We start from the raw sequence: 16,938 nt of genomic DNA, 5'->3' as shown, positions 1-16,938 counted from the left end.
AAAGCCATAATGCTTAAGAGACTATTCGAAAATTTTATTCTAAAGGCTACTGATTGGTGGTTCAGAGTCACGTCAATAGAACGTTTCCTTCTGACTTCCGCGTTTGCCGTCCTGATCGCCGTTTTTGCTGGGCCACCACTCATCGTAACGTTAATTCGGTTGTTTTTTGACTCCGTTCCCAAGGGAGTTGTTCGCGCTCAAGAAGCAATTGCGGCCACTGACCTCTGGATACTTGCGATTTGTGCTCTTGTAGTTTTAGTTGCATTGGCATTGGTCATCGTGCGCTTTTGGGGAGAAGCTCAACGGACTTCGAAAAAACGCCTTCTGGTCGTTGAAGGGCGTGGGTTACGTGATGATGACGGCTCTCCTTTGGTTGACGTCGCCAAGTCGAAACACTCAGGGATGCCTACGTCAATACTACTGGATCTTAGAAACCGGCTTGACGGCAAGGTCATCGAACCGGCAAGAGCCCTGGAAGAGATTGCAGCGGCACATCGTTCGGTGAAACACCACAAAGATGGCGTGGATCGTAGCGATGTTCGCTTAGTTTATGGTGGTCTAACTCCAGTTCCATACACCTTTTTGACAGGGGTATTATTGGACGACGAAGGCGCGATCTCGATTTTCGATTGGGATCGTATCCGAGAAGGTTGGCGGGATTTAGGTGGTACGGACGACGGACGCTCCTTTTTGGTTACCGGTTTAGAAGACCTAGAGATATCAGATGAAGCAGTACTCGCGGTGGCATTTTCCTATCCGGTTTCCAACGAGGATTTGGCGTCAACGTTTACTGCGCCCGTCGTACACATGGAACTAGATAGACTGTCCTCAGATGCACATTGGTCGCAGTGCAAGCAGAACCGCCTTGCTCAGGAGTTTTTGGAAACCTTGAAGCAAATTAGTATGAAAGGGGTAAAGCGAGTTCACCTTGTATTGGCTGCGCCGAACAGTGTGGTGTTCACCTTTGGTCGGCGCTACGACAAACGAAACTTGCCAGAGATCGTCGTCTACCAATATGAACGAGGGCAGAATCCCTCCTACCCTTGGGGCGTGAGAATGCCAGTAGGGGGAGTCGAGAGAGCCGAGTTTGTCTCGGCCCAATAGCGCAAAATCTAGTAAGCTTTCACACGTAAGCTCGCTTAACATGAAGAGAGGCCGTTTTGCTTGGACCTATGTGGCTGCTTTGCAACTGCAGCGAAGGTCTGCTTTCCGCCTGCTGCCGCAAGATCATGTCCAATTCGGAATTGTGACCATTCATCTCAAAGCCAGTCGATGATGAGCGTTGCACTTATCGGATGGATTCACCGACAACGTTGCCAATTACATTAGCCGCAGCCAGCGTAGGGTCGCTATCAACATGAGCGTAGCGAGCCGTTGTTTGTGTTTGTGTATGGCCAAGCAAACGCCCAATAATCGGAAGGGTTACACCTTGGCCCACGGCGATACTAGCCGCAGTGTGGCGAAGATCGTGTATCCTTAAGTCTTTCAGTTCTGCCGCCTTGCAGATCACTTTCCAAGGTTTTGACAGGTTGACCAATGGTGAACCCTGCTTCTTGCCGGGAAAAACGTAAACTGAATGAGGGTCGCGGGTAGTAACCTTCTGTGATTGTAAGACCTGAAGTGCGCTATCCCCCAAGAACAGTGGTTTCGCCCCGGTTTTGCTATCGGGCAGCGAGATTCGCTTCTGTTCCCAGTTGACCCAGTCCCACTCACACTTGGCGATTTCGTTCCTGCGGGCACCTGTCAGCAATAGGAGCCTGATTAGATTGGCTACATCCGGCCAAATTGCACCTTCATCTACCAGATCGCGCATTGCTTTACCGAGCCGTTCAAGTTCGGGGCCGGACAAGAACCGTTCCCGAGATTGCTCTTCAAACTTCTTCACATAGCGGCATGGGTTGGTTCCTTGCTCTCGCCACTCCCATGCTTCGCATCTGTTCATCAATGAAGACAACACGGCCAGCATCCGATTTGCTAAGTATGGCGTGTCACTCAGCGACTGATGTAAGCGGCTAACGTCCGAACGCGATACATCTACAGCTTTGCTGCTGCCCAACCTTGGGCCAATGTGCCGCTCCCAGCATGAGGTATAGTCTCGGATGGTCGCGGGCTTCTTGTTGGCTAGCTCCTCGCGTTCGAATTTCCCCCAAGCATCCACAAGTCTTGGAGCGCCTCTTATGGCTAGCTTTTCGCCTTGTGGATCTTCGCCACGTTTCGCGGCCGCCAAAATCTGCCGTGCAACTTCTTTGGCTTGCTCAAATGGGATTTGCCCATGCGTGCCAATCGTATACCAACGTTGTTTGGCGCGGCGCCCTCCACCATAAGAGCGGTACTTGACGACGTATCGTTTCGCTCCAGAGGGCAACAGCTTGACGCCGAACCCAGTTAAACTCTTATCCCAAAGATGACGTGCTTTGTTCTCATCGCATGTAGCGTTGTCGATTTGTCGTTTAGTCAATTTCATTAGCTCTGGTTCCTCAAAAACAGCCACAGCAACCACCTAGCAACCATCGGGCGTGGTACTTTGTGACAAACAGTATGAGGAGAGCGCGAGTGAATCTCAATAAAAACGCATGTATTTCAGATGGTTATACACCAACATAGCGCAACATGGAAAACCGTATAAAAGCCATTTGAACTAACTTTTAATCAGTGGGTCGCAGGTTCGAATCCTGCACGGCTCACCACTTTTTTAATTATCCATCCTTGCTACAAAGTGATCAAAGAAGCACCGTAGCATTCATTGTATGTAGGGATCTGATTTCAGCCGAAAGAAAATAGTGGATCGTTCGTCCGTTCACCGCTTGGGAATGGACTCATCCTGAACACCTGCGAAACGAGTATTCAGCCTAAGAAGCCCCCTTTTGCTTAAAGTGATCTGCAAGGCGAATCGATAGGGACATCATCATAAGTGTTGGATTTGCGTGTCCCGTCGTTGGCATAACGGAACCGCCGGCAGCATAAAGTCCCTCAATATCTCGAATTCTCAAATCAGTTGTAACGACCCCTTCCCTTGGTGACAGTGACATTCGCGTGGTCCCCATGGTGTGCCCGACATCAAACATATCCGCCTGATCCGGCTTTCCATTGCGCAGCCACTCGGAAACCTGAGGGGGTGGTAAGCCGCATTTCTTGAACTCGGATACAAAGTTCTTCCCCATTTGAAGCAGTGTGTGGCGCTCTTCAAAACCGGTCGACCAGTTTACCTTGGGTAGGTGTTGTCCCAGTTGATCTTGACGATCTGAAAGCACGACTCTGTTTTCAGGATTGGGCGCTTGTTCGATTATTGCATGGGCCACGATGCCATCCAGCTTGTGTGGGAGCCCTCGATAACGAAATTCGCGGACAGAGGAATTTGGAAAGAGTGCAGCAGCAGCTTCGGCGATCTGATTGCGAACGGATTTGGGGAGCTTTCCGCTATTCAGTGCTTTCATTCCAGCGGCCTTAAGAGCAAAAACCGGGCTTCGCGCCACAAACATCACGTCTTGCAATCTGGATTGGCTCTTGCCGCCCAATAACCGCCCTAACGCACTGACCGGATCTTCCTGAGAACGTTCCTCCAGAAAAAAAATAGCGCCGTTTAACAGCTTTTCGGTTCGCTGAATTGCCGGGGAGGTTGCAAGCCCACTAGAGTACATATGCGTGCGCCCATCTGTGGGGAGGCCAAAAAAGCCAAATCGCTGCGTCATTCTCTGTGCGTCGGAGGCGTCAAAATAACCGAGTTCCGCCTGCAGATGGTCACAAAGATAGCGTCCGACTAGGTCGAAACGGTTGCCCAAGCCATTTGGGTGAACATCGTTGGACACCAGTAGCAACCTTGCGTTTTCGATTGCTCCTGCCGACAGGACGCATTTTTCCGCATGGATTGTAACATTACGGATTTCTGGCGACAGCGTTGCAAAACTCACGCTTTCGAAACGGGTTCCGGTAGTGTCGACGTTTATCTTAGTTGCAGTAGCGTTGAGCAGAACACGCACGTTTTTGGCGGTCAAATTGGCGAATTCGCTCCCCATTCGCAAAAGGTCGAGAGGGTTTTCTCGGCCACGCGAAAACTGCCAGAAACAATCCTCGAATACCGCCGGGTCGATTGAAGGTTGCGCCGGAGTCGTCCCTAAAAGCTCCCACAAAGCAGAGTTGTATACCTGTGGACCAAGGTTAAGTATTTGTCCGGCTCGCTCGATATATGGTGCAAGCTCGCGCTGTGAAATCGGCCAACCCGAGCCGATAACCCATTCCCGCTGCTGATAGTCGATTTCGCTGAAAGCTGCAGACTTCCCAGCCCACGCCAATGTGGACCCACCGAGGCCACGACACCGGACGCCGAATGGCTGGCTGTCTTGATCCCAATGTGTCGCCAGACCTGAATTGAATTTGGCCCGAGCTTGAGATCGAACTGCATCGGGCATGTCCACGGTGTTGAGCGCTGAATGTTCAGGTGTTTCTTGTTGCAGACCGCTTTCAGCCACGACCACATTTAGACCTGACCCGATCAATTCTCGGGCAATGGTCAAACCGCAGGCTCCGCCGCCGACGATCAGTACGTCTGTTCGAATCACCTGTTCATGCGGTACTTCTTGGAGTTGAATAATTTCCATATTGTTGTGTCGGAGCGCTTTTTATCTGGCGCGATTGGAAAAAGTTATTTGGTGAATTTTGCGAGTAAATTAGAGATGAATATTGGAAACATCTTTTTAGCGATCTGTAAACCTTCGCACGGCCATCTGAAAACAGGGACAGGGGGACGGTCGCGTGCAGCGTTTGGGATTTAGAGAGTGGTTGGCAGCGGGAACAGCGATCGCTCGGGGTGATCTGCTTCGAAACTCTGGGTCTGGCCAATACTGTCGCCGTTTTGAGCAACGATTGTCCGAACTGACCGGTGCGAAACAAACGCTGATGGTTAACAGCGGAACCTCGGCCCTTACCGTGGCCCTTGCATCTTTGGGTGTCGGGCCCGGTGATGAGGTGCTGGTTCCCGCATATACATGGATGGCAAGCGCGGCGGCAGTCGTCCACGTTGGGGCGGTGCCAATTCTGGTCGAAATTGATGAGACGCTGGCGATTGATCCAAGGGACATAGAAAACAAAATTTCACCCTACACACGGGCGATTTTGCCGGTGCACATGAGCAACCGCCCGTGCAACATGGACGCAATACTTAAAACCGCGAAGAAACACGGTTTATTGGTTGTAGAGGATGCGTGCCAGGCCGTCGGGATAAAGTACAGGGGTCAGTACTGCGGAGCAATTGGCGACGCTGGCGCCTTCAGTTTCAATCAGCACAAAAACATAACCATCGGCGAAAGCGGCGCAGTTTTGTTAAGCAGCGATAACGACTACTTTCGTGCGTTTAACTACCACGACATCGGGATTTCCTATCGGAATGATGCGTTTACCGAACCCTCTCCTTTGTTCATTGGGCTGAATCTGCGGGCAAACGAGATTTCTGGTGCCATGATGAATACGCAACTGTCTAAACTGCACCGCGTTATCTCACGTATGAAGCAGCGATACGAGGTGGTGACAGAAGCACTAGAAAAAGGTCGCTTCCCCCTCACTCCACAAAATGACCCCGAGAATGCACTTGGTGTCGTCGTTACATTTGATACGGAAAACGAAGCCGAGGCTTTTGCCGAACGCCGCGGGGTTAGTCGTGTTTTTGACAGCACTAAACACGTTTATTCAAACTGGGATCCGATCCTGGAAAAAAGGACCTTCCATCCAAAGGTCGATCCTTGGGCATGGGCGCAACGGCCGATCGAATATGCTCCGGACATGTGCCCGCGAACACTGGATATTTTGCGGCGCAGTTGCCGGGTCGGGATTGGAGAGCGATATCCACTCGCATTGGTGAAAATGGTCGCGCGCGATTTTTCCAAGGGATAATTTCATGCGCCTCGGACTTTGGTTTGCGCGATTGTGAAAGTAGGTATCTAGATTGAAAGGGGCCCAGAGTTGACGCGCAAAGCACCGTCCTGCCGCCCGAACTGATGTGCAGTCGACATCCAAAAAGGTCTCGAGACGTCAAAAACTGTCCTTCTTTACATCTGAAAGAAACGTTCTGCTTCCAATGATTTAGGGAAACAGCATCTATTCGCAAATGCGGCAGCAGTCTTATGTCGAAACTTGATCTGTTTTGCGACCACGTCAAAAAATCGTAGAGTCGTCAAAATATAAACGAATAGTGATTGATATGCGTGTGCGTCTAATGCCCCGGTAAAAGGTTCTTTATGGATAACAATGTAAAAAGTCCGCGCAGGTATGTTCCGCTAGACTACTCGTTTCGCTTCAAACGCAACAAGTCTACCGGCCTACCGTTTTTTCTCGATAATCTTGGCGATGATTTGCTGTTGGTTCTGTTGGCATTCGTGCCATTTTCATCGGATCCAATCAGCGTCGCCCTAGCCATTTTTTTCTTCCACATTTCTTTCTGGACCGTCTACGAGATCGGCTACTTCGAAAACGACGCGGTGTCGGCAAGCCTTGAACATGAAGCCAAGGTAACGCCTGGCTTTGACAGGGCCGCGACGTACTTCTCCGAACGCCAAGCTTGGTTGTGGGCGGTGGCGTTTGCGGCGCCTGGGGCATTGCTGGCTGCGTGGGTTACAGAACCCGAAGCAACCGGGCTATTTGTACTCTTATACCTGCTTACTTGGATCACTTTACTGGGTTGTCTTCGGGCGGTCTATTATGCGTACAACCGGATCGATAAGTTGAGCCGCGTATGGGTCTATTTACCCTTACAGATCCTGAAATACGGGTTTCCGTTGCTGTTCTTTTACCTGCCTGCTGCGGGCGCAGCCCTCATATTTGCGCAATGCCTGCGCCGTTGGGTGCCATACATCGTGTACCGATACGGACGCAGTGGCCTTGTAGGACTTCCGTCTAAAGTGTTGCGAATACTCTCGTTCTTGTCGATCTGGCTATTGTTGTTGCCATCCAATCTGAGCGAAAGCTACCTTATTCACGGGGGCATTATTCTGGGGTGGCTCTGCTTGCGAGGGTTCAAGCAAACAAGAAAAGTGGTACGTGAGATGCAGCATGTGCAGCACGACAAATGGTCGTCTTCAGGCGGTATGGACAGTTAATGGTGATGCAGCGTCCCCTTTACGAAACTGCTTCTCCTGAACAGCTCACACATGCCATGGAAAAAGCTGCGGGCAAGCTGCTGATCGTGGATTTCGATGAGACACTTTGGTTGCGCAATTCTACCGAGTGCTTTCTGGCCCATGCGCGTCCTGCTCCTTTGGCAGCGGCAATCTTGCGCGGTCTTGATTTGACACGCCCGTGGAGGGTCATTGGCGGGCGGCGACGGGCGCGAGACTATCGTGATTGGCTTCGTGTGATGGCCATCGCGACGTTGATGCCATGGACCCTTCGCAGTTGGGCACGCATCGCTCCCAAGCTTGGTCGCACTTTCGCCAACACAGCACTTGAGGACCTAATAGGCAAGGCTCGGCCGGCGCGGTTTGTCGTTTTCTCAAATGGTTATGAAGCTATTATCGCGCCCTTACTGCAATGCTACCCCGGAACCCGACCTGAGCTTGCAGCAGCTTCCTTAAGATCCGGCTGGAAGTGGCGCCGCGCAGGCAAGCTTGCGAATGCCGAAGCGTATTTTGATGCTGGACAATTGGATGATGCCACAGTGGTGACGGACCACGAAGATGACGCCGAACTGTTGGCACGGGTAAGTAACGGTCTGCTGTGCGTCTGGCCTGACGCCCGATACGAAAAGGCCTTTGCCAAACGTTAGCGGCCTCTATTAAGCAGCAGATGTTGGGTGATGCACAAATTCAATGGATCTGGTCCAACGGCCGTTTGATGCGCACGTCAACCCCAACCGACACGCGTTTGCTATTTGTCTTTTTGCACAGGGGTGATCGAAGGTATTGCCCAAGCGTCATGTCGATGAGCCTTTGGCGTCGCCATTGTATGTGGCTTCGTGTGAGTGATTCTGCCTAAGAGTGTTTCGAATTTAGAAACATAACACTAGGGTGGTTTCAAACTGTTACCGATTTTGTTTGTGTCGTCTAATCGAGTTGCGTTTATTGAAGGTCGCGCTGTCAACGCGGCGTCTGTGTTAATTCTGAGGCTGTAATTGCAGACTTCAATTTACTGTCGCACCAACAAATTTAGCATGTAACAGCGTTGGTAACAAAGAACTTCAAGTTGTTACGGTTCATTTTGAATGATTGTCGAGGCACCCATACCCATCTGAAGATCCACTGCGTCAAAAAGTACTAGCATTGCAATTTGAATTTCGCCCGGTGGTGTATGACACTGGAATTGTCTACGTTTGTGCAACCTTCGTGGCGACATGCGTCAATTTTTTTAATGAGTTTGAGGTGCACTGGAGAATGGCGGACAAAATCAACATTGCCGTTGTTGGCCTGGGTAAAATGGGCTTGTCACACTATGCCATAGCCAATGTGCATCCGATGGCCAATGCGGTAGCCTGTGATGATTCCAGATTCATCAGCGATGTGCTAAAAAAGAACGCGCAAGTTACAATTCACAGTGACTACGCAAAGATGCTTGCCACTCAGAATTTGGATGCGGTCGTCATTGCGACCCCGTCACGTCTGCATGCGTCCATGGCCTACGCCGCCCTAGAAAAAGGTTTGCACGTCTTTTGCGAAAAGCCGTTTTGCCTTAACTGGCAGGATAGCCTCCGTTTGGCGGAGTTGGCGAAAGACAAGGGCGTCGTCACGCAGGTTGGCTATCACTACAGATATGTTGGCGCGTTCCAGGAAGTCAGGAGAATCCTGAATTCCGGAGCACTGGGTAATATCACACACGTGCAGGCCGAAGCTTATGGACCCGTCGTACTGCGTCATCGGCGTAGCACATGGCGCACTGACAATTCCGAAGGCGGCGGCTGCCTTTATGATTATGCGGCTCACCCTTTGAACCTTTTGAACTGGTTCTTTGGTACTCCAACGCAGGTTTCCGGCTCAGTTCTCACGCGCGTTTTCTCAGAAGATGCAGATGATCAGGTGATGTCGACCCTACGATGGGATAATGGACCCACGGCACAGCTTTCAGTCAACTGGTCTGACGAGAGCCATCGAAAAATGTCGACGAAGATCACAATGATTGGAACCAATGGACGCCTTTTCGCTGACCGTCAGGAGTGTCAGCTTTATCTGCGAAATGCTGATCCTGAATTGCCGACTTATACCAAAGGCTGGAACGTCAGATATACGACAGATCTTACGGACGACGTGTGGTTCTATCTGCGAGGCGAAGAATACTCAGCCCAGCTTGATGGATTTATCACCGCTGTGGCCCAAGGAAAACCAGACCTCATTTTAAACGATTTTGCTTCTGCCACCGAAACCGACAAAACTATGTCGATGATATTGTCCAATGCCGACACCGGTATGCCTGTTGGTGAAGCCCCGATCGTCACGCAGCCCGCGCCCGCGAAAAGGCGTGGATGGTTTCGTCTTTAAGGAGTGCATGACGTGGATAAGTTGCTTTTCGGCGATAATCAGTTTTTTGGCGTCAACCACATGTCCGAAGAAAAAGCGCGGGCGCAAGCGATGCGTTTTCAGAGAACTGACGCGATTATGGACGTTCTGGATGTTGCCTATGATGTGGGTATTCGCACTTTCATGTGTACGACCCACGATCAGATTTCAGAAGTGGCTGATCGTGTTCGGGCCGATCCCGTTCGTTACAGCGATTTCCAGTTCTACCCCTGTATGCCCTACGCGCATAAATACGCCAACGCCGTAACTGACCACGGTATGTTGGGGGCCATAAGACACCTCATGCCTAATGATGGTCTGTTTGCAACCGCGCTTGCGGGGACAAAAGCCCTAGCATCAAAAGAAATGGATGGCATCGCCAGGGCAATGATTGATATGGAGATGAAGATGTTCACGGGAGCAAAAACTCCTGTTGTTTTCATACAGAACGTCTTTGCTGATTTGTTGATTGGCGTGGGGTTCCATCGGGCTTTCCGAATTTTCCACGATCACATCCAAGAGAAATACGGCGCCGAGCCTGCTTACATCACAATGAACATGCCGCTGCTTCTTGATATACTGGAAAAGCAGGGCATTGAACGCCCAATAATCTGTTCGAATATCAACAAGATCGGCTTCCGTATGTCTGGTGGATATGATGCCTATCTTGACGCATTGAAATCCGGACGTGTGCGGGCTGTCGCTATGTCTGTTTATGCCTCTGGGGCGATCCCCGCAGATGAAGCAATCCACTGGATATCAGAGCTCCCGGGCGTTGAGTCGATTGTGTTCGGGGCTTCAAGCGCGGGAAATATTCGTGGGACAAAGGCGTTGGTTGACAAATACATTGGCGAGCGACGCAATGCATGAATTGAGCCCGTCAAGCTACTCGGCCGTTCCGACACTCCTGGTGTCTTTATTGTCAAACTTTTGCAAACAATAAGGCATGCCCGATACAATTGCGTTTTTTGGATCCGGGAGCATGCATATCTGGTGGGGTTGGCCGGAATCCGATGCGCAATGCTCTGCGCGCTGACGCTGTGATTTTCAACCATAGTGCGGGTGCTAAAATCGGTCTAAGGGCCAGAACGCTAAGCGCCGATGATTCCTGACTAATCTTGAAAAGCCAGAAACAAACGGTGACCAGCTGTTTCATATGCCTCATTTTTCACAGATCAATGAAACCGATACTTAGGTTTGATTGGCGACCTAAGAGTCTACCTAGTCAGGAAAAATGGCTTTGGGTGACGTTCCATCTATGCTACCAAATTCGTGTTTGTTCATTGTTTTGAATGTTGTTATGCCCGATCAGGTTTTTCCAAAGAGCGTCAAGCTTTCGTGCCGAGGTTGCGGCAAAGGTTTAGCCGAAACATTTGTCGATCTAGGCGCCACGCCGCTGGCGAATTCGTATGTAGATCCGTCCAGAGTTCTCGAGCCAGAGCCATTTTATTCGCTTCATGCATATGTTTGCCCACACTGTTGGCTGGTCCAGTTGCCAGCTGTCGAACAGCGCGAAACCATATTCAATGAGGATTATGCTTATTTCTCGTCCTTTTCGTCGACGATTCTGAATCACGCAAAAGGCTATGTCGCCGAGATGACCGAACGATTTGGGATCGGCCCGGAACACCGGGTTGTCGAGATCGCAAGCAACGACGGCTATCTGCTTCAATATTTTCACGCAAATGGCGTATCTACGCTGGGGATTGAGCCATCGGCAGGAGTCGCAAAGGTCGCGCGCGAAAAAGGTTTGCCAACGGAAATTCGCTTTTTCGGCTGTGAAACTGGTGAGTGGCTGCAAAGCGAAGGCCTGCAGGCTAAACTTCTGCACGGTGCAAATGTACTGGCCCATGTCCCGGACATTGACGATTTTGTGAGCGGCTTCCATCCCGCCTTGGCAGAGGGCGGGGTGCTTACAATGGAGTTCCCGCATCTGCTGAATCTGATCGAAAAGAACTATTACGACACGATCTATCACGAGCATTATTCTTACCTATCATTGATTGCAGTTCGGGAGATTTTTGAACGCCACAAGCTCAAGGTCTTCGAGGTGCAAGAGATCGCGCCACAAGGTGGGTCGTTGAGAGTGTTCGCCTGCCGTGCGGAGGACGTGGATACCCATCATCCGGTGTTGCCATCCGTGGCCGAACTTGAAGTTCGCGAAGTGGCTAAGGGATTAACGTCGCTCAATCGATACCGGGATTACGCGAAACAGGTTCACAAAACAAAGCGGGATCTGTTGAGGTTCCTGATGGACGCACAAGAAGCTGGAAAAACCGTCGTCGGTTACGGAGCACCCGCCAAGGGAAACACCCTTTTGAACTTTTGTGGCGTCAAGACGGATCTTCTTGAGTACACCGTTGATGTGAGCACTGCCAAAATGGGCAAGTTGCTGCCAGGAACACGTATTCCGATTCACGCGCCCGATAAGATTTTCGAGACTCGGCCCGATTATGTGCTGATCCTTCCATGGAACATCAAAGAAGAGATCATGGACTCGATGAAGGGTATCGTCGAATGGGGCGGAAGATTTGTTGTTCCATTGCCCGAAGTAAAGGTCTTGGAGTAGTGATGATGGCGGACCGCGCGGATACCACCGTCGGGGAGTTGCTTCATTCTCAGCTCGTTCGCCTATATCCAATATGCCGTTCAATCACGGGCCCAGGTGTACGCGAAACGCTTTCGCTGATAGGCGAGCATATTCCACTTTCCGTCACCGAGGTCCCTTCAGGCGAACTCGTTCTGGATTGGCATGTCCCAAAGGAATGGACCATTCGCGACGCTTGGGTTGCTGATGCCTCCGGGAACAGGGTGATCGATTTCCAAAAGCACAATCTGCATATCGTAAGCTATAGTCGTCCGGTGCACACCCGTATGTCACTGTCGGAACTGAAGCCACACCTGCATTCGGATCCTTCGAATCCCGAATGGATTCCCTATAGAACCGGGTACTACGCGGAGAACTGGGGTTTTTGTCTGCCGCACCGTGATCTTGAGGCTATGCAGGAAGGGGAATATGAGGTCGTCGTGGACGCGACGCTTGAGGACGGATCTCTCACCTACGCTGAGTGTGTCATATCAGGGCAAACGAAGGATGAAATTCTTCTGTCGGTCCACATTTGCCATCCCTCTTTGGCTAATGACAACCTATCATCGATTGTGGTTGCGACTGAACTTGCACGTCGACTATTGGAAGGGCCGCAGCCGCAGCACACAATCCGTGTTCTGTTTATCCCCGCCACAATTGGCTCGATCACTTGGCTCGCGCGCAACACTGCAACCGTTGACCGGGTCAAGCATGGTCTGGTGCTGGCAAACCTTGGCGATCCGGGGGCGATTCACTACAAGAAAAGCCGCCGAGATGACACAGAAATCAACCGGGCAGTCAGATTGGTGATTCAGGATCAACCGGATCACAAAATGCTGGAATTCGAACCCTATGGTTATGACGAAAGGCAGTTTTGTTCGCCGGGCTTTGACATGCCAATGGGCTGTTTTTCCCGAACGCCATATGCCAGTTTCCCAGAGTATCATACCTCGGCGGACAATCCCGAATTCGTCAGACCGGAAGCGTTGGAAGACTCGTTGACTAGGTTGGAGAAGGTAATCGATATCCTTGAGCGTGACAAAAAGTTCATGAACCTCAACCCGAAAGGGGAACCGATGCTTGGACGACGTGGCTTGTATGACGCGATTGGTGGCAGATCGGATTCCAAGGAGCAGCAGATGGCGTTGCTTTGGGTGCTGAACTATTCGGATGGGGATCACAGTCTTTTGGATATCGCGGAGCGATCTCAACTTGGGTTTGATCGTGTGGCGCGTGCGGCTGAAATTTTGCTGCAACATGGCTTGCTGGTAATCGCGTCATGAGGTTGGCTCGATTTGAGTCGCAAGTTGCCTTGGTTACAGGGGCAAGCGGCGGAATCGGCGGCGCAATTTCCGAGGCTTTGGTGGCCGAAGGTGCCGAAGTTCATGCATTGTCGCGTAAAACGAAACAGAGTGACCGACTTATCTGGCATAAAGTTGACCTCTCTGACGACGGGGCGATGGAAGCTGCTGCCGACAAAATTTCATCCACTATCGATGAGCTTGATATACTTGTTCACGCCGCTGGCGACTTTGCCATGGGCACCGTTGCGCGTGCGCCGATCACGGAATTAGACCGGATGTGGAGAATAAATTTGCGCGCGCCTTGGGTTCTGACGAAGGCGTTATCGCGCGCGCTATCAGCCCGACATGGATCGGTAGTATTTTTGAACTCATCGATTTGGAACAACGCCCGAGGTGGCACCGGCGCCTATTCAGCCAGCAAATACGCGCTCAAAGCCTTTGCCGACGCCTTGCGTGATGAGTTGAACCCGGTCGGCGTCCGTGTCTTAAGCGTCTTTCCTGGGCGAACGGCAAGTGCCATGCAGCAAGGTATTTTCGCAGAAGAGAACCGAGCTTATAATCCAGACCTTCTACTGCAGCCGGATGACATATCGCAGATTGTGCTGCAGTCTTTGTTGTCGGCAAACACAGCGGAAGTGACCGACATTCATGTGCGCCCGGCTAAAAAGTTCTAGCCGTCCAGGTAAAAAACCAAGCTGCAACAATGCAACTTGGATAGTTGCAGCATTCACTCCGTTTGACTTGGCGGGGTCGCAAGTTGAATTCACTTAACAATCTTTTGCTTCATCCACTGCGGTGCATGCTAAGATCTAAATGAAATTTTTCTTCGGTGAATCAAGTTGAATACAGTCGACACCAACCCAGGTCTCCGTTTGGTTTCAAGACTTCGAACCAGAAAGAATATGCCTGCAGTAAGCAGCGTTGTGTTCATCGCGAGATTCAAAGTTCCGTATCACCAATCATTGAGTTTGCAGAGAGAAGCCTCGTGAAAACCGCTCAAGAAGTTGTGTTCACCGATTTGGAATATATCGCTTCCAAGCTTGGACCAGAATTTGAAACCATGTCAGGCCGAAGCCTTTTGATTATCGGAGGGGCAGGCTTTTTGGGGTATTATTTGGTGCAATCCGTGGTCCATTGGAACAACGTTTCGGGTCAAGCACCGATCAAGATAACAGTGTTTGACAATTACATGCGCGGCGTACCGGATTGGCTGAAGTCCATACAGGATGATGACAACCTAGCACTGGTAACCCATGACATTACGGAACCGTTGCCGGATGACATGGTCGATTTCGATTACATCATCCACGCGGCCTCGATCGCTTCGCCAATCTATTACCGCCAACACGCGCTGAAGACGATGGACGCCAATGTCGGTGGATTGCGGTATATGTTGGACTACGCTTTGGCGCAGCATTCAAAGGAAAAACCGATCAAAGGTTTTCTCTTTTTTTCAACATCCGAAATCTACGGTGATCCAACCCCCGAAAACATTCCAACTCCGGAAACGTACCGGGGAAATGTGTCGTGCACTGGCCCGCGAGCTTGCTATGACGAGTCCAAGCGATACGGCGAAACGCTTTGCGTAGTGTTCGCCCAACAACACGATCTGCCGATAACGATAGCGCGCCCGTTCAATAACTACGGCCCAGGCCTGAAAATTTCGGACCGCCGAGTGCTGCCGGATTTTGCCCGCGATATCTTTGCTGAACGCGATATCGTGATGTTCAGCGATGGCGCGCCCACTCGGACATTTTGCTATGTCGCGGATGCCGTCTGCGGTTACTACAAGATTCTGTTGAACGGAAAGCCGGGCGAAGCCTACAACATTGGTATTGAAGACCCCGAAATCTCTATGGCTAATTTGGCCGAGCGTGTTATCGCAATTGCCCGCGACGAATTTGGCTATCAGGGCAAAGCGGTTTTTCAAGTCTCGGAAGACAAAGACTACCTTGTCGACAATCCCAATCGTCGCTGCCCGGTCATCGCTAAAGCCCGGTCCGATATTGGCTACGACCCTGAGATCGGAGTGGACGAGGGGCTGCGTCGCGCAATGATTTGGTACAGCGGCAATCGAGACGCAGAGGATATGTGATGCGTGTATCAGTCATAGGAACGGGATATGTTGGGTTGGTCTCGGGCGCTTGTCTGGCAATGAAGGGTCACGACGTGGTCTGTGTCGATACGGTTCAGCAGAAAATAGGTCAGATCAACGCCTGCACGCCACCTATTCACGAAGACGGGTTGGCAGATCTCTTGTGCCAGACTGTAGGCCAAACGCTGCACGGAACGACAGATCTGCGCGATGCGGTTTTGAATTCGGACATTTCGCTGATTGCTGTTGGCACGCCGTTCGATGGCAACGAAATCGACCTGAGGTATATCCGCGACGTGTCGCGCCAGATTGGTGAGGTAATCAAGGACAAGGATGCCTATCACGTCGTAGTGGTAAAAAGCACAGTCGTTCCGGGAACAACCGACACGGTTGTCACGCCAATTCTGGAGGAGGCTTCGGGCAAAAGAGCGGGCCAAGATTTCGGTATTGGCATGAACCCCGAGTTTCTCAAAGAGGGCGAAGCCATCACGGACTTCATGCATCCTGACCGCATCGTTATCGGCGGAGGTGATGACCGTGCGATAGCCGCGATGGACGAGCTTTACTCCGTTTTTCCTAATGTTGATATCGTAAGGACAAACCCTGCTACCGCGGAAATGATAAAATACACCGCGAACTCTTTGTTGGCGACTTTGATCTCATTCTCGAATGAGATCGGAAATCTCTGCGCCAAAGTGGGAGTTGATGTAGTCGAGGCGATGGAGGGTATGCATCTGGACAAACGGTTTACTCCTATCCTACCGGAGAACGCGGAGCGCATCTGGCCCGGTTTCATAACTTATCTGGCGGCCGGTTGCGGTTTTGGTGGCAGCTGTTTCCCCAAAGATGTAAAGGCGCTGATTGCGTATGGAGAAAACGCCGGATCTCCGATGCCTTTGCTGAATGCAGTAATGCAGACCAATAATAAACAACCCGGCCAGATGCTGGACCGATTGAAATCTCATTTCCCTGACCTTCGCGGCAAGCGGATTGCTGTCTTGGGCCTGGCTTTTAAACCGGGAACTGATGATATCCGAGAAAGCCCAGCTTTGACCATTGTCCACAAGTTGCTGACCGAACAGGCTGAGGTCGTCGCCTATGATCCGGTTGCGCGCCACGAAGCTGAAGCTCATTTTAGCGACTCAATTGCTTATGAGGACGAACTGAGCCGGGCGATCGAAGGTGCGGACGCGTTGATGATAGTGACCCGATGGCCCGAGTTTTCAAAATTGCCCGAATTGGTCAAAACGTTTGTCCCACAACCGCTGGTCATCGACGGACGTCGGATGATCCCGAAAGACAGTGTCGCGAATTACGAAGGAATTGGGTTGCAGGGTTTGGTGCGCTGATCGCCCAAACGTCCGAAGGCGACCTGGCCGGACAAACGATCCAGAGAGAGTGGAGAGCGCAAGAGGGTTCCCAAGGGTATATGGCCGTACTTATTGCCTAGAACGCAAAGTGGTCCACAGTTTGGATCGTGAA

13 protein-coding genes are annotated in these 16,938 nt (G+C 51.2%); 11 read left to right on the top strand and 2 right to left on the bottom strand.

The annotated features are described in order from the left end of the window. Window positions 1–9 precede the first annotated feature (9 nt). A complete protein-coding gene (locus tag AC2FJE_RS05220) occupies window positions 10–1,104 on the top strand; it encodes an SAVED domain-containing protein (RefSeq protein WP_496760718.1) in 1,095 nt (364 codons plus the stop codon). Between the two features lie 184 nt (window positions 1,105–1,288). Here the strand turns inward: AC2FJE_RS05220 and AC2FJE_RS05215 are convergent, their stop codons facing one another. Further along, entirely contained in the window at window positions 1,289–2,464 is a 1,176-nt protein-coding gene (locus tag AC2FJE_RS05215) for a site-specific integrase (protein ID WP_496760717.1), read from the bottom strand. A 385-nt stretch (window positions 2,465–2,849) separates the two neighbouring features. Then, window positions 2,850–4,595, bottom strand: a complete 1,746-nt coding sequence (locus AC2FJE_RS05210; protein WP_496755434.1) for a GMC oxidoreductase — start codon at window positions 4,593–4,595, stop codon at window positions 2,850–2,852. Between the two features lie 154 nt (window positions 4,596–4,749). Between AC2FJE_RS05210 and AC2FJE_RS05205 the strand changes: the two genes are divergently transcribed. The 10 genes from AC2FJE_RS05205 to AC2FJE_RS05160 all read left to right on the top strand — a co-directional run bounded on the left by AC2FJE_RS05205 (window position 4,750) and on the right by AC2FJE_RS05160 (window position 16,805). After that, complete coding sequence (locus tag AC2FJE_RS05205; RefSeq protein ID WP_496755433.1) at window positions 4,750–5,883, top strand: aminotransferase class I/II-fold pyridoxal phosphate-dependent enzyme; 1,134 nt, start codon at window positions 4,750–4,752, stop codon at window positions 5,881–5,883. Window positions 5,884–6,227: 344 nt separating this feature from the next. Next, on the top strand, window positions 6,228–7,085 hold the full coding sequence (locus AC2FJE_RS05200) for a hypothetical protein (RefSeq protein ID WP_496755432.1): 858 nt from the start codon (window positions 6,228–6,230) through the stop codon (window positions 7,083–7,085). Window positions 7,086–7,090: 5 nt separating this feature from the next. Continuing rightward, on the top strand, window positions 7,091–7,750 hold the full coding sequence (locus tag AC2FJE_RS05195) for a hypothetical protein (RefSeq protein WP_282170089.1): 660 nt from the start codon (window positions 7,091–7,093) through the stop codon (window positions 7,748–7,750). Between the two features lie 604 nt (window positions 7,751–8,354). Further along, on the top strand, window positions 8,355–9,452 hold the full coding sequence (locus tag AC2FJE_RS05190) for a Gfo/Idh/MocA family protein (RefSeq protein ID WP_282170090.1): 1,098 nt from the start codon (window positions 8,355–8,357) through the stop codon (window positions 9,450–9,452). Window positions 9,453–9,464: 12 nt separating this feature from the next. Beyond that, the gene (locus tag AC2FJE_RS05185; RefSeq protein ID WP_496755431.1) at window positions 9,465–10,340 is read left to right on the top strand and encodes a hypothetical protein; all 876 of its coding nucleotides are present in this window, start codon (window positions 9,465–9,467) and stop codon (window positions 10,338–10,340) included. Window positions 10,341–10,770: 430 nt separating this feature from the next. Then, complete coding sequence (locus AC2FJE_RS05180; protein ID WP_496760716.1) at window positions 10,771–12,039, top strand: methyltransferase domain-containing protein; 1,269 nt, start codon at window positions 10,771–10,773, stop codon at window positions 12,037–12,039. Between the two features lie 2 nt (window positions 12,040–12,041). After that, the gene (locus tag AC2FJE_RS05175) at window positions 12,042–13,340 is read left to right on the top strand and encodes a DUF4910 domain-containing protein (protein ID WP_496760715.1); all 1,299 of its coding nucleotides are present in this window, start codon (window positions 12,042–12,044) and stop codon (window positions 13,338–13,340) included. Further along, a complete protein-coding gene (locus tag AC2FJE_RS05170) occupies window positions 13,337–14,035 on the top strand; it encodes an SDR family NAD(P)-dependent oxidoreductase (RefSeq protein WP_496755428.1) in 699 nt (232 codons plus the stop codon). The genes AC2FJE_RS05175 and AC2FJE_RS05170 overlap by 4 nt, the downstream gene beginning before the upstream one ends. 311 nt (window positions 14,036–14,346) lie before the next feature. Next, complete coding sequence (locus AC2FJE_RS05165; RefSeq protein WP_496755427.1) at window positions 14,347–15,456, top strand: NAD-dependent epimerase/dehydratase family protein; 1,110 nt, start codon at window positions 14,347–14,349, stop codon at window positions 15,454–15,456. Then, a complete protein-coding gene (locus tag AC2FJE_RS05160; RefSeq protein ID WP_496755426.1) occupies window positions 15,456–16,805 on the top strand; it encodes a UDP-glucose dehydrogenase family protein in 1,350 nt (449 codons plus the stop codon). Before AC2FJE_RS05165 ends, AC2FJE_RS05160 begins: the two co-directional genes overlap by 1 nt. Window positions 16,806–16,938 lie beyond the last annotated feature (133 nt).

This window comes from Ruegeria sp. CDSC002, from assembly GCF_059610905.1.
Note: the sequence above shows the minus strand (reverse complement) of the source record. Positions and strands in the feature narration are given on the sequence as shown.

Bases quoted from the DNA above. Each gene is read 5' to 3' on its own strand.
- AC2FJE_RS05220 (WP_496760718.1), top strand. From the start codon at position 10: ATGCTTAAGAGACTATTCGAAAATTTTATTCTAAAGGCTACTGATTGG.
- AC2FJE_RS05215 (WP_496760717.1), bottom strand. From the start codon at position 2,464: ATGAAATTGACTAAACGACAAATCGACAACGCTACATGCGATGAGAAC.
- AC2FJE_RS05210 (WP_496755434.1), bottom strand. From the start codon at position 4,595: ATGGAAATTATTCAACTCCAAGAAGTACCGCATGAACAGGTGATTCGA.
- AC2FJE_RS05200 (WP_496755432.1), top strand. From the start codon at position 6,228: ATGGATAACAATGTAAAAAGTCCGCGCAGGTATGTTCCGCTAGACTAC.
- AC2FJE_RS05195 (WP_282170089.1), top strand. From the start codon at position 7,091: ATGCAGCGTCCCCTTTACGAAACTGCTTCTCCTGAACAGCTCACACAT.
- AC2FJE_RS05190 (WP_282170090.1), top strand. From the start codon at position 8,355: ATGGCGGACAAAATCAACATTGCCGTTGTTGGCCTGGGTAAAATGGGC.
- AC2FJE_RS05180 (WP_496760716.1), top strand. From the start codon at position 10,771: ATGCCCGATCAGGTTTTTCCAAAGAGCGTCAAGCTTTCGTGCCGAGGT.
- AC2FJE_RS05175 (WP_496760715.1), top strand. From the start codon at position 12,042: ATGATGGCGGACCGCGCGGATACCACCGTCGGGGAGTTGCTTCATTCT.
- AC2FJE_RS05170 (WP_496755428.1), top strand. From the start codon at position 13,337: ATGAGGTTGGCTCGATTTGAGTCGCAAGTTGCCTTGGTTACAGGGGCA.
- AC2FJE_RS05160 (WP_496755426.1), top strand. From the start codon at position 15,456: ATGCGTGTATCAGTCATAGGAACGGGATATGTTGGGTTGGTCTCGGGC.